This window comes from Pseudomonas sp. TE3899, from assembly GCF_056279105.1.
In genome coordinates, this window is record NZ_JBWBQR010000001.1 from 5,913,791 (window position 1) to 5,926,741 (window position 12,951).

Genomic DNA, 12,951 nt, shown 5'->3' on the forward strand with positions numbered 1-12,951 from the left:
TTTGGAACGCATAGCCGTCATCGACTTTGAAACCACCGGGATCTCCCCGAGCAGCAGCTGCCGGGCCACGGAAATTGCCGTGGTGATCCTTGAACAGGGGCGTATCGTCGAGCGTTACCAGAGCCTGATGAACGCCGGTGTACGCGTCCCGGCCTTCATCGAACAACTCACCGGCATCAGCAACGCCATGCTGCGCACCGCGCCGTCGGCCGAGCAGGTGATGAACGAGGTGAACGAGTTTGTCGGTATCACGCCGTTGCTGGCGCACAACGCCGCGTTCGACCAGAAGTTCTGGGATTTTGAACTGGGGCGGATCAAGCGTACGCGGTTGCAGAACTTTGCCTGTTCGCTACTGCTGGCTCGACGGTTGATGCCGGCGGCGCCGAATCACAAGCTCGGGACGCTCACCACGTTTGCCAGTTTGCCCAACACCGGCAAGGCTCACCGGGCGATGGCGGATGCGGAAATGGCGGCGAACCTGACGACGCATTTGGCTGAACAATTGCGCCAGCAGCACGGGTTGCGCGAGTTGTCCCATGATCTGCTGGTCAGCTTGCAGAAAGTGCCGGCGGCGAAGATCAACGAACACCTCAAGCGCCATCGCGGGTTTTAAGAGCAAGATCAAAAGATCGCAGCCTTAGATCGATCCCACGCGACCCGTGGGAATGCCTCACCGGACGCTCTGCGTCCGCTCTTGGGACGCGGAGCGTCCCTGGCTGCATTCCCACGCGGAGCATGGGAACGATCTAAAACCTCAAGCGGCATCGCGGGTTCTGACTGACACCCTGCCTATGATCGTTCCCACGCTCTGCGTGGGAATGCCTCACCGGACGCTCTGGGTCCGCTTCTGGGACGCGGAGCGTCCCTGGCTGCATTCCCACGCGGAGCATGGGAACGATCTAAAACCTCAAGCGCCATCGCGGGTTCTGACTCACACCCTACCTATGATCGTTCCTACGCTCTGCGTGGGAATGCCTCACCGGACGCTCTGCGTCCGCTCTTGGGACGCGGAGCGTCCCTGGCTGCATTCCCACGGGTCGCGTGGGAACGATCTAAGGCTGCGATCTTTTGCGTTTGGCTGGCGGGCCTCTTCGCGGGCAAGTCGAATCGTCGCACCGCTCGCTCCTACAGATTTTATGGTGTGCTCGACATTCGGGATCGCCTCGAACCCGTAGGAGCAAGGCTTGCCCGCGAAGGCGTCATCCGCCGCACTACCTTCCTTCCAGTTGCCCCAACGTGTCCGTTGAGTGGTGTGTTTAACGACGCCTCTGATTCGATGATCGGTCCTACCGAATTTTAGGGAATGTCTGTCTTGCCCCTCATCTGGGGCATCGATAACCTTTTGTCCGTCGCTGCTAATGCAGTGATCGGGACTGCAAGCCCGCCGAGAGTTTGTTACGAGACCACATGCGCACCTATAATCGCGCCGCTTTAATGAGCGAACATCGATTTATGGTAGCTGTGTGCGGGAGACCTTCGGGTCTGCCGGGATTGGTCTCTACTCGGTCTTGCAGACCCGCGCACAGCTGCCACCCATCATCTGCAAGTGATGCTGGCAGCTCTAACTTTCTATATGAGACTGCCATGCCTAAAGTTACCCCCAATCCCCCAGTTCCTTTCATCCCCCAAACCTTCATCCGCCATCACATCCAATTGCGAGCACTCTTGCTGCACGCAGAAGCCTGGTTTTGCGCCCGTGATATAGGCCGATTAATGGGCGTGGACATTAACGGCAGACACGCGCTCAAGCTCGACGCCGACCAGCGCCGAATGATGTGTTTGTCCGGAAGTGACGAACCCCAGGAAACGCTGATGCTGAGCGAATCCGGCGTATACGCGATGCTGGTCTATCACTACTGCCCGGAGAACCGGAATCTGCGCCGTTGGTTGACCCATCACGTAGTGCCGATGCTGCGCGACGGTGGCGGGGTAGCCTCGAATCAGGCCCCGAGTTTGCGCTTGATGGAATGGGCAGGAGGCACGTTGAGCCTGCTGCATTGGCGAACGGAACCATGGGTTCGTCTAAAGGATATGCCGTGTTTGTTGGCCGCCGGATATAGCGGCGTTTGATAGATCGCTTCGCGGGCCAGTCGAATCGTCGCACCGCTCGCTCCTACAGATTTATGGTGTGCTCGGCATTCGGGATCGCCTCGAACCTGTAGGAGCGAGCGGTGCGACGATTCGACTTGCCCGCGAAGACGTCATCCGCCTCACTACCTCCCTTCCAACTGCCCCAACGGCACCCGCTTATCTATCGCACTCGACAACACAATCGAGGTCTTGCTGAAGCCAAACTTGGCAATGCGATTGATCAACTCTTCCAGCTCCGGCATCGACCCCACCGCCGCTTGCATGATCACGCACGGATCACCGGTCACCCGATGGCACTCGGTCAATTGCGGGATTTTGATCAGGTCGTCGTAGGTCTTCTGATTGCCGTGCTGGTTCAGGCGCAGTTCGATGACGCACTGGATCGGCAGGCCGATTTTCGACAGGTCGACTTTCGCCTGGTAACCGGTGATGACGCCGGACGCCTCAAGCTTGGCCACGCGTTCGGCCACGGCCGGGGCCGACAGGTTCACTTTGCGCGCCAGTTCGGCGTAGGACGCGCGACCGTTTTCCAACAGGGCGCTGAGGAGCATGCGGTCGTACTTGTCCATCGTGGGATTCCTGAAAATGACATGACTTTCGAAAACACGGTTAATCGCGCTGATCTCCGTGCTTTGAAAAGTGTACCGGTGCGATAAACAGGTTTTGTAACTTATTTTTACCGCTTGGCCTTTCTAGAATATCCAATCTCCTTGTCCTGCCTGTCGAGCTGCCCAATGCCTGGCTTACGTCGTTTCCCCTTACCGTTGATCGCCGCATTTTTCGCGTTGTACGTGATTTGGGGCTCGACCTATCTGGTCATTCGCATCGGCGTGCAGTACTGGCCGCCGTTGATGCTCGGCGGGATTCGTTTTGTGATTGCCGGCACGCTGATGTACGCCTTCTTGCGCTGGCGCGGGGCGCCGGCGCCGACCTGGGCGCAGTGGAAAGCGGCGGGGATTATCGGGATTTTGCTGCTCAGTTTCGGTAACGGCGCGGTGAGCGTGGCCGAGCACACGGGCGTGGCGTCCGGTGTTGCGGCACTGGCGGTGGCGACGGTGCCGCTGTTTACCTTGCTCTTCGGCTATTTCTGGGGCGCGCGCAATACCCGTCTCGAATGGGCGGGGATTGTGCTCGGGCTGATCGGCATCGCGATGCTCAACCTGGGTTCCAATCTGCAATCGAGCCCATTGGGCGCGGCGCTGTTGGTGTTCGCCGCCGCAGCCTGGGCGTTCGGTTCGGTGTGGAGCAAACACTTGCCGTTGCCCCAGGGCGCGATGGCCAGTGCCGTGGAAATGCTGGTGGGTGGCGTGGTGTTGCTGATCGGCAGCACGGTCAGCGGCGAACACCTGGACAGCCTGCCGCCGATGGAAGGCTGGGCCGCGTTGGCCTACCTGATCGGCTTCGGTTCGATCATCGCCTTCAACGCTTACATGTACCTGTTGAAAAACGTGCGCCCGGCGGCGGCCACCAGTTATGCCTACGTCAACCCGGCGGTGGCGGTATTGCTGGGGATCGTGTTTGTCGGCGAGACCATCGGTATTGAGGAAGCGATAGCGATGGCGGTGATCATCAGCGCCGTGGTGTTGATCGGTTTGCCGCAGTGGCGTCGCGGTCCGGTGCGACCTGTGGCGGTTGCACCAACAGAATCCCGTGTGAATTAGGGTAAACTGCGCGCCATCGCACACCCGCTCCGCTTTTTCCTACGGTAATCCCATGACTTTCGCCTCCCTTGGCCTGATCGAACCCTTGCTGCGCTCTCTTGAGACGCTCGGCTACCAGACGCCTACGCCGGTCCAGGCGCAAGCCATTCCGGCGGTGCTGGCCGGTCGCGACCTGATGGCTGCGGCCCAGACCGGCACCGGCAAAACCGCCGGTTTCGCGCTGCCGCTGCTGCAGTTGCTGGCCATGGAAGGGCCGAAAGTGGCGTCCAACTCGGTACGCGCCCTGATCCTGGTGCCGACCCGCGAACTGGCCGAGCAGGTTCACGAAGCCGTGCGCCAGTACGCCGAGAACCTGCCGTTGAGCACTTATGCGGTGTACGGCGGCGTCAGCATCAACCCGCAGATGATGAAGCTGCGCAAAGGCGTCGATGTGCTGGTGGCGACCCCGGGTCGCTTGCTTGACCTGTATCGCCAGAAGGCGCTCAAATTCAATCAACTGCAAACCCTGATCCTCGACGAAGCCGATCGCATGCTCGACCTGGGCTTCTCCGAGGAACTGGGGAATATCTACCGCGTGCTGCCGAAACAGCGCCAGACGCTGTTGTTCTCCGCCACGTTCTCCGACGCCATCCGCTTGCTCGCCGGGCAAATGCTCAATGATCCGCTGAGCATCGAAGTCAGCCCGCGCAACGTGGCGGCCAACACCGTCAAGCAATGGGTTGTGGTGGTGGACAAGAAGCGCAAGCCTGAGCTGTTCATTCATTTGCTGCGCAAAGGCAAGTGGAAGCAGGTGCTGGTGTTCGCCAAGACCCGCAACGGCGTGGACGCGCTGGTGGAAAAACTCCAGGGCCTGGGCGTTAACGCCGACGGTATCCATGGCGACAAACCCCAGGCGACGCGTCAGCGGGCGCTGGATCGGTTCAAGGCCAGTGAGATTCAGATTCTGGTGGCCACCGACGTCGCGGCCCGTGGTCTGGATATCGAAGACCTGCCGCTGGTGGTCAACTTCGACCTGCCAATCGTGGCTGAGGATTACATCCACCGCATCGGTCGTACCGGGCGTGCGGGTGCCACTGGCGAGGCGATTTCGTTGGTGTGTGCCGATGAGGTGAATCAGCTGTCGGCCATCGAGATGTTGACCCGTCAGACCTTGACCCGCCAGACCGAGCAGGATTTCGAGCCTGAGCATCGGGTGCCGGATACCGATTCCACTGGTCAGGTCGTCAAGAAGCCGAAAAAACCGAAGAAGCCAAAGACCTCCGGTGGCGGTAAGCGCAACTTGGGCAAGTGGGTTGAGAGTGGGGATGCTTCGGCGGTGGAACCTTCGCTCAAGCCTGTGCGCAAAGTACCGGTGTTTAACACTGGGCCGCGTAAGAAGAAGCCGTAAGAGCAGCTATAAGTTGCAAGCTACAAGCGGCAAGCTGAAAAGCCACGCCGCTTTTAACTTGCAGCTTGCCGCTTAAAACTTGCCGCAGCTTTTAAGCCAGTCTGCTATCCCGAATCCCGCCGCCCGGCCACTGGCGAAACACCCGGTCAGCAGATAGCCCCCGGTCGGTGCTTCCCAGTCGAGCATTTCCCCCGCGCAGAACACGCCAGGCAGTTGCTTGAGCATCAGGCGTTCGTCCATCGCTTCGAACGTCACACCGCCCGCACTGCTGATGGCTTCGTCCAGTGGCCGGGTTTTCACCAGTGTCAGCGGCAAGGCCTTGATCGCTTTGGCCAGCAAGGCCGGATCGGCAAAACACTCGGTGCCTGTCAGTTCGCGTAGCAACGCCGCTTTAACGCCGTCGATTCCGAGTTGGCTGTGTAAGTGTTTGGACACGGAGCGTGAGCCACGCGGTTTGCGCAGCGCAATCTCAACTTTATCCACAGGCCGACCCGGCAACAGGTCGATATGAATAGTCGCCGAGCCGTGCAGGTTGATGGCTTCGCGGATCGGCGCCGACAACGCGTAGATCAAACTGCCTTCAATCCCCGTAGCGGTGATCACACACTCGCCCAGACGCGGAACGTCGTCATTCAAACCGATGGCGATATTTTTCAGCGGTGCACCAGCGAATTTGCTGACCATCAATTCGCTCCAGGCCTGCACCTCGAAGCCGCAATTGCTTGGCTGCAACGGCGCGAGTCCTACGCCGCGCTGTTCCAGCGGCAGCGTCCAGGCGCCGTCCGAACCCAGGCGCGACCAACTGCCGCCACCGAGGGCGAGCAGGGTGGCGTCGGGTTTGACGGTGATTTCACCGTCGGGGCCAGCGATTCGCAAATCACCGTGGTCGTTCCAGCCGAGCCAGCGATGGCGGGTGTGGATAACTACGCCACTGTCGCGCAAGCGTTTGAGCCAGGCGCGCAGCAGGGGAGCGGCTTTCATGTCTGTAGGAAAAACCCGGCCGGAGCTACCGACAAAGGTTTCGATACCCAGCTCATGAATCCACTGGCACAGGGCATCGGCACCGAAGGATCGCAGCAGCGGGGCAATCTGCGGCGCTCGTTCGGCGTAGCGCGAGAGGAAGGCCGGGTAGGCTTCGGAGTGGGTGATGTTCATGCCGCCGACGCCGGCCAGGAGGAATTTTCGCCCCACCGAAGGCATGCCGTCGTACAGGTCGACCTTGATTCCGCGCTGGCTCAGCACCTCGGCGGCCATCAGGCCGGCGGGGCCACCGCCGATGATGGCGACGTGAGGGGGGAGGGCTGGGGCGGATGGGGTCATGGCGAGAGCTGCGGCGTGGCGGAATAAGCCGCGCATTCTATCAGCACCCATCGACGTGGGCGTGCCGGTAAAGGCTGGTCAAAAAACAACCAGTCCTTTGTAAGCTATAGGGGGTGGGGCCTGTAGGCGCTTTCACTCAGGTTATCCACAGGCAGTTCCACAGGCATTGTGGGTAAAGATTCACAGCTCAATGACAACCTGATGACTGCCAGACCCGTTGCGCGCTGTGATGCAGGATGCCATGACGCCGGGCGAGAGCCTGGCGGTCCTTGCTGTAGCCGCCACCGATCACCCCGACCACCGGAATGTCCCGGCCCAGGCAGTGGCGCATTACGCTTTCATCCCGGGCGGCGACGCCTTCGTCAGTCAGTTTCAGGTAACCCAGCGCATCATCCTTGTGCACATCGACGCCGGCGTCATACAGCACCAGATCCGGCTGGTAGAGCGGCAGCAGGTAGTTGAGCGCGTCGTCCACCACCTGCAAATAATCGGCATCGCCCATGCCCTTGGGCAGCGGGATGTCCCAGTCACTTTCGGCTTTGCGTGCAGGAAAATTCTTCTCGCAGTGCAGGGAAACGGTGATTGCGTCCGGGGTGTTGTGCAGGATCCGTGCAGTCCCATCGCCCTGGTGCACGTCGCAATCGAAGATCAGCACCCGATTCACCCGACCGCTTTCCAGCAGGTAATGGCTGATCACCGCCAGGTCATTGAAGATGCAGAACCCCGCCGGGTAATCGTAGTGGGCATGATGAGTGCCGCCGGCCAGGTGACAGGCCAGCCCATGTTCCAGCGCTTGCTCGGCGGCCAACAACGAACCGCCGACCGCCCGCACCGTTCTGCGGGCCAGCGCTTCGTTCCACGGCAGGCCGAGGCGCCGCTGGTCTTCGCGGGACAACTCGCCGCTCATGTAGCGTTCGATATACGCAGGGTCATGTGCGAGGGCGAGAATCTCGGCAGGGCAGAGTTCCGGACGCAGTAAATCGGCGTCCCGGACCAGACCGCTGTCCACCAGGTGATCGCGCAGCAGGCGAAACTTGTCCATCGGGAAGCGGTGCTCCGCCGGGAACTCGGGGCTGTAGTCTTCGTGGTAGATCAGCGGCAGGGGCATTGTCAGAATTTCAACGGCGGCGTGTAGGAATAAGTGAACGATCCTACCAGCGATGTAGACTCAAAGGATGGAAACGGAGGGGCACGATGGAGCCGATACTGGAACTCGAAAGCGCGCGACTGCTCTTGCGGCAGTGGAGCGATGAGGATTTGCCGGAATTTGCGGCGATGTGTGCCGATCCACAAGTGATGCGTTATTTCCCGGCCGCGCTGAGCCGCCTGGAATGCGCTTCGTTGATCGGGCGGATTCGCGGGCATTTTGCCGAGCACGGTTTCGGCTTCTGGGCGCTGGAGCGCAAGGACACCGGCCAGTTCATCGGGTTTACCGGGTTGGCGGTGGTCAACTTCGACGCGCCGTTCGTCCCGGCCACCGAAATCGGCTGGCGCCTGGCCCGCGAACACTGGGGCCTGGGTTATGCCAGTGAAGCGGCGTGGACCGCTCTGCGCTGCGGCTTCGACCGGTTGGCCTTGAGAGAGGTCGTGGCCTTCACCACGCAAACCAATCTGCCGTCGGAGAAAGTCATGCAGGCGATTGGCATGCACCATGATTCAGCCGATGACTTCGACCACCCGAAGCTCGCGGCCGATCATCCGCTGCGTCACCATGTGCTATATCGCATCACCCGTGAGCAATGGCTGCAAACCCTGCATGGATAAGCAGACACAGATGTTTACAATGGCCCCCATGTTGGCCTGGGCCATTAACTGAATCGACCGCCGCAGCCATGACTGCGCGGCATTGCTTTGTGTGAGGAGAGCCTGAATGAGCCAAGTGTTGGAAGATCTGGTTGACCTGCTGACCCTGGAACCGATTGAAGAAAACCTGTTCCGCGGCCGCAGCCAGGACCTGGGTTTCCGTCAGTTGTTCGGCGGCCAGGTGCTCGGCCAGTCCCTGTCGGCGGCCAGTCAGACCGTTGAAGAAACGCGGCATGTGCACTCGATGCACGGTTATTTCCTGCGTCCGGGCGATGCGAAGTTGCCGGTGGTGTATCAAGTGGATCGGGTGCGCGATGGCGGCAGTTTCAGTACTCGTCGAGTGACGGCGATCCAGAAGGGCCATCCGATCTTCACGTGCAGCGCGTCCTTCCAGTACGACGAAGAAGGCTTCCAGCACCAGACCGAAATGCCGCAAGTGGTCGGCCCGGAAAACCTGCCGTCGGAACTGGAACTGGCCCAGCAACGCGCGCATTTGATTCCGGAACACATGCGCGAGAAATTGCTCTGCCCGAAGCCGATCGAATTCCGTCCGGTGACCGAAAAAGACCCCTACAACCCGCAAGCTTCCGACCCGATCAAGTACGTGTGGTTTCGCGCCGACGGTGCGTTGGCCGATTCGCCGGCGCTGCACAAATACCTGCTGGCCTACGCCTCCGACTTCGGGCTGTTGACCACTTCGCTGCTGCCCCATGGCAAATCGGTGTGGCAGAAAGACATGCAGGTCGCCAGCCTCGACCACTCGCTGTGGTTCCACTCGGACCTGCGCGCCGATGACTGGTTGCTCTACGCCATGGACAGTCCGTGGGCCGGCAATTCCCGTGGTTTCTCTCGCGGCAGTGTGTTCAACCGCGCCGGTCAACTGGTGGCGTCCGTCACTCAGGAAGGCCTGATTCGTCATCGCAAGGATTGGGCATGAGCCTGGCCGAGGTGCGGCACTGGGTGTTCGACATGGACGGCACCCTGACGGTGGCGGTGCATGATTTCGCGGCGATCCGCGTGGCGCTGGGGATCCCGGCCGAAGACGACATCCTGACCCACCTCGCCGCATTGCCACCCGAAGAAGGCGCGGCTAAACACGCGTGGTTGCTGGAACATGAACGGGATTTGGCATTGGGTTCAAAACCAGCGCCGGGCGCGGTGGAGCTGGTGCGTGAGCTGGCAGGGCGCGGTTATCGCCTCGGCATCCTCACCCGCAATGCGCGGGAGCTGGCGCATGTGACGCTGCAAGCGATTGGCCTGGCCGACTGCTTCGCGGTCGAGGATGTGCTGGGCCGTGACGAAGCGCCGCCCAAGCCTCATCCCGGTGGTTTGCTGAAATTGGCCGAGGCCTGGAGCGTGCCCGCGAGCGAGCTGGTGATGGTCGGTGATTACCGCTTCGATCTGGATTGCGGCCGAGCGGCGGGGGCGCGGACGGTGCTGGTGAATCTGCCGGAAAATCCGTGGCCGGAATTGGCGGATTGGCATGCGGCGGATTGTGTTGAGTTGCGGCGGATGCTTTCGGCTTAAGAGATTTGTTGTTTGATTAATCGCTTTCGCGGGCAAGCCTCGCTCCTACAGGGGAATGCATTTCCAACTGTAGGAGCGAGGCTTGCCCGCGAAGAGGCCCGATCAGGCACCAAAAATCTTACTGACTGAACAACACCTTCTGCCCCTCCGGCGACGTGAACATCCCATCCCCGTTATGCCCGACCCCGGGCACTTCGACCAGGCGCTGATTCACGCCCTGTGGATTACGCCGCAGCAAATAATCAAAAAAGTTATGCCCGCGCACCAGGCGATAAGCCCCTTGGGCCTCGGCTTCGCAGCCTTTGTCGAGCGCCGGATGCTGCGGGTCGGTGTCTTGCTGGCCGAGCAGATAAATCACATCACGCTTGATGTAACTGCCTTCAATCTGCGAGGCCGTTTGCCCACCGGCATAGATCGGCATGTCGGTCAGACCATACTTCCAGCGATTGAAACCGGTGCACCGCGCATGGTCGAACGCCACGGGCCGCTGCTCATTGAAGTAGGCGTAGGACGACGGATTGGCCACCACATAACGGATTTTCACCCCGGCTGCCGTGAGCGCCGGTTGGTCGTGGGCCAGCAGGGCGTAGCGCTGCACCACCTGGCCGCCACCGGAATGACCGGCGATGACGATTTGCTTCACGTCCGGAAACTGGCGGCGGTCGGCGATGCGCTCGATGATCTGGTCGAGGGCTGCGAAGGAACTCACCGCAAACGGCGCGGTGGATAAACCGCCGGCCATCCAGTCATTGCCCTTCCAGCGCAACACCGTGTCAGCCAGGGGATGGCGCACGGCGTCGGTCTCATTGAGGAACTGCGGGGCGATTACCAAGGTGTTCGCACTCTGCCCAGCCTGTTCGGCGGCTTGCTCGGCGCTGCGCCGGTAGGTTTCGGCGTTGCGCAATCGACCGTGGATGACGATCAGCACCCGTTCGATCTTGCTCGGTGCCGGCCCCATCCCCACCGCCATCTCGCCTTCTTTCAACAGCAGGCGTCCGGGGCTGATCTCTTTGACCCCGTGCTCGTCAGCCTGGGCGCTGCCCCAGGCGATCAACAAAACCAGCAGCCATCTATGCATTTACAAGTTTTTCGCCGCGAAGGTATCGCACTGGCCGACCTGGCCCTGGGCAAAACCGGTTTTAAACCAGCGCACCCTTTGCGCTGACGTGCCGTGGGTGAAGGAGTCCGGTACGACCCGGCCCTGACCTTGTTGCTGCAAGCGATCGTCGCCAATGGCGTTGGCGGCGTTCAAGGCTTCCTCGATGTCGCCGGGCTCCAGCCAGTTCAAGCGCTTTTGCGCGTTGTTGGCCCAGACTCCGGCAAGGCAATCGGCCTGAAGTTCCTGGCGCACCAGTAAACCACCATCGCCTTCCATCTGCCGGCCTTGCTGGCGAGCGGTCTGAATTTTCGCGGAAACGCCGAGTAACGTCTGCACATGGTGTCCCACTTCGTGGGCGATCACGTAAGCCTGGGCGAAGTCGCCGGCGGCGGAAAAGCGTTGCGACATCTCCTGGAAGAACGCCATGTCCAGGTACACCTTCTGGTCCGCCGGGCAATAAAACGGCCCGGTCGCAGAAGTGGCCAGGCCACACGCGGAATTCACCCGGTTGCTGAACAGCACCAGGGTCGGGTTTTTATATTGCTTGCCGGCCTGCTGGAAAATCTGGCCCCAGGTGTCTTCGGTATCGCCGAGGATCGAGCGCACGAATTCGGCGCCTTCATCATTGGCCGGTGGCGCCTTGCGGGTCTGGCTGGTGGTCGGTGCCGACTGCTCGCTCATCTGCCCGGTCAATTGCCCGAGGATCTGCATCGGGTCCTGGCCGGTGATCCAGCCGATCCCGACGATCAGCAGGATCGCCGTCAGGCTCAGGCCCTTGCCGCCACCAAAGCGCATTCCGCCGCCCCCACCGCCGACATCATCACCTCGGGCGTCGACCACGTTGTCGCTGCGTCGGCCTTTTTTCCATAGCATGGGGAATTCCTCTTTCTTGTCCGGGTGAAGAAGCGTGCTGATGAGTGTTGCTGGTGGGTCGGCGTGGCGCCAGTCCGGTCGTCAGACAGCCTTTCGCGCCGGCGGTTCTGTGCTGTGCACTGACATTAGCGGTTTCATCGGCGGGAAGGTCTTAGAGGTCCGCGCGGTTGAAGGTATCGCAGGTGTCGATCCGACCCGTGGCGAACCCGGTTTTGAACCAGTTCGCCCGCTGCTCTGACGTGCCATGACTGAACGTCTGCGGTCGTATCGTGGCGTGTTGGGCGCGTTGCAGCGCATCGTCGCCGAACACGGCGGCGGCATGCAGGGCCGCGTCGATGTCCCCGGGCTCCAGCCACTCCAGGCGCTTTTGCGCATGGTGCGCCCAGACACCGGCGAGGCAATCGGCCTGCAACTCTGCCCGGACTTCCAGGCCACCGTCGCCAGCCACTGGTTGCCGCGTAGCCAATGCTTTCTCGAAAGGCTCGGAGATCCCCAATTCAAGCTGCACGTGGTGGCCGATTTCATGAGCGAGGACATACGCCTGGGCGAACTCGCCGATCACCGAAAACCGTTGCGCCATCTGTGAAAAGAACGCCAGATCAAGATAGACCTGCTGATCGTCCGGGCAATAAAACGGGCCGCTACCGGCGCTGGCAATGCCGCATCGGGAGTTGATGTCATTGCTCAACAGCGTCAGCCTGGGAGGCGGGTAGTGGCGACCCGTCTGCGCAAAAAGTTGTGTCCAGGTGTCTTCGGTATCGCCCAGTACGGATTGAACGAACAACAGGTCCCGATCTGCGGCGGGGTGGGGCGCAGTGTAGTAAGCGGGTGTGTCCGAGCCGACAGGCACTACGCCCGGTGTCGTACTCAATGCCGAGTACATTCCTGCACTGGCCAATGCCGTGACAGCCAGTCCGGCACCCAAGGCTTTCCCTGTGAGTTGGCGGGCATCCTTGCCCTCGCGGGTGTCGTTGACGTTGTCGCTGGGTCTAGCCTTGTTCCATAACATGTGTGCGGTTCCTCCATGGATTGTTTGGGCGTGTATCGCCGTCGCCATGAATAACCGCAACGGCGAAAACGGTGTGGGCCAAATGTGTAAGGGTTGGTAAACCGCGTGTGATCTTTCGCGGGCAAGCCTCGCTCCTACAAAGAGCAGGGCGTTGTTCGCACACTTTTTTCGTTACCCTGTG

General features: G+C 60.9%; 13 protein-coding genes. 7 read left to right on the forward strand and 6 right to left on the reverse strand.

Annotation, left to right across the window (positions count from 1 at the left end):
- Position 1: 1 nt before the first annotated feature.
- Both ACZ89E_RS26885 and ACZ89E_RS26890 read left to right on the forward strand, forming a co-directional pair.
- Positions 2-613, forward strand: coding sequence for a 3'-5' exonuclease (locus ACZ89E_RS26885; RefSeq protein ID WP_054052626.1), 612 nt, complete (start codon positions 2-4; stop codon positions 611-613).
- Positions 614-1,584: 971 nt separating this feature from the next.
- Positions 1,585-2,070, forward strand: coding sequence for a BRO-N domain-containing protein (locus tag ACZ89E_RS26890; RefSeq protein WP_476256746.1), 486 nt, complete (start codon positions 1,585-1,587; stop codon positions 2,068-2,070).
- Positions 2,071-2,213: 143 nt separating this feature from the next.
- Here the strand turns inward: ACZ89E_RS26890 and ACZ89E_RS26895 are convergent, their stop codons facing one another.
- Positions 2,214-2,660 (reverse strand): Lrp/AsnC family transcriptional regulator, encoded by a 447-nt coding sequence (locus ACZ89E_RS26895; protein WP_476256747.1) that lies wholly within the window; start codon positions 2,658-2,660, stop codon positions 2,214-2,216.
- Positions 2,661-2,825: 165 nt separating this feature from the next.
- On the opposite strand from ACZ89E_RS26895, the gene yedA reads away from it, so the two are divergent.
- Positions 2,826-3,752: a drug/metabolite exporter YedA gene (yedA, locus tag ACZ89E_RS26900; protein WP_476256748.1), complete on the forward strand. Its 927-nt coding sequence runs from the start codon at positions 2,826-2,828 to the stop codon at positions 3,750-3,752.
- A 52-nt stretch (positions 3,753-3,804) separates the two neighbouring features.
- Positions 3,805-5,139 (forward strand): RNA helicase RhlE1, encoded by a 1,335-nt coding sequence (locus ACZ89E_RS26905; protein ID WP_149662072.1) that lies wholly within the window; start codon positions 3,805-3,807, stop codon positions 5,137-5,139.
- A 72-nt stretch (positions 5,140-5,211) separates the two neighbouring features.
- On the opposite strand, the gene ACZ89E_RS26910 is transcribed toward ACZ89E_RS26905, so the two are convergent.
- Together ACZ89E_RS26910 and ACZ89E_RS26915 are read right to left on the reverse strand one after the other, a co-directional pair.
- The gene (locus ACZ89E_RS26910; RefSeq protein WP_476256749.1) at positions 5,212-6,459 is read right to left on the reverse strand and encodes a TIGR03862 family flavoprotein; all 1,248 of its coding nucleotides are present in this window, start codon (positions 6,457-6,459) and stop codon (positions 5,212-5,214) included.
- A gap of 187 nt (positions 6,460-6,646) precedes the next feature.
- Complete coding sequence (locus ACZ89E_RS26915) at positions 6,647-7,567, reverse strand: histone deacetylase family protein (RefSeq protein WP_476256750.1); 921 nt, start codon at positions 7,565-7,567, stop codon at positions 6,647-6,649.
- A gap of 86 nt (positions 7,568-7,653) precedes the next feature.
- Between ACZ89E_RS26915 and ACZ89E_RS26920 the strand changes: the two genes are divergently transcribed.
- The 3 genes from ACZ89E_RS26920 (at position 7,654) to ACZ89E_RS26930 (ending at position 9,789) form a co-directional block, all read left to right on the forward strand.
- Positions 7,654-8,223 carry a GNAT family N-acetyltransferase gene (locus ACZ89E_RS26920; RefSeq protein ID WP_476256751.1) on the forward strand — a complete coding sequence of 190 codons (570 nt, stop codon included), beginning with the start codon at positions 7,654-7,656 and terminating at the stop codon, positions 8,221-8,223.
- Between the two features lie 106 nt (positions 8,224-8,329).
- Positions 8,330-9,199: an acyl-CoA thioesterase II gene (gene tesB / locus ACZ89E_RS26925; RefSeq protein WP_476256752.1), complete on the forward strand. Its 870-nt coding sequence runs from the start codon at positions 8,330-8,332 to the stop codon at positions 9,197-9,199.
- Positions 9,196-9,789, forward strand: coding sequence for an HAD family hydrolase (locus ACZ89E_RS26930; protein WP_149662067.1), 594 nt, complete (start codon positions 9,196-9,198; stop codon positions 9,787-9,789). Before tesB ends, ACZ89E_RS26930 begins: the two co-directional genes overlap by 4 nt.
- A 118-nt stretch (positions 9,790-9,907) precedes the next feature.
- Here ACZ89E_RS26930 and ACZ89E_RS26935 read toward each other — a convergent pair whose 3' ends face one another.
- From ACZ89E_RS26935 to ypfJ (ACZ89E_RS26945), 3 genes are all read right to left on the reverse strand, one after another.
- Positions 9,908-10,867, reverse strand: a complete 960-nt coding sequence (locus ACZ89E_RS26935; protein WP_149662066.1) for an alpha/beta hydrolase — start codon at positions 10,865-10,867, stop codon at positions 9,908-9,910.
- Positions 10,868-11,761, reverse strand: coding sequence for a KPN_02809 family neutral zinc metallopeptidase (gene ypfJ, locus ACZ89E_RS26940; protein WP_149662065.1), 894 nt, complete (start codon positions 11,759-11,761; stop codon positions 10,868-10,870).
- A gap of 151 nt (positions 11,762-11,912) precedes the next feature.
- On the reverse strand, positions 11,913-12,770 hold the full coding sequence (gene ypfJ, locus ACZ89E_RS26945) for a KPN_02809 family neutral zinc metallopeptidase (RefSeq protein ID WP_476256753.1): 858 nt from the start codon (positions 12,768-12,770) through the stop codon (positions 11,913-11,915).
- Positions 12,771-12,951 lie beyond the last annotated feature (181 nt).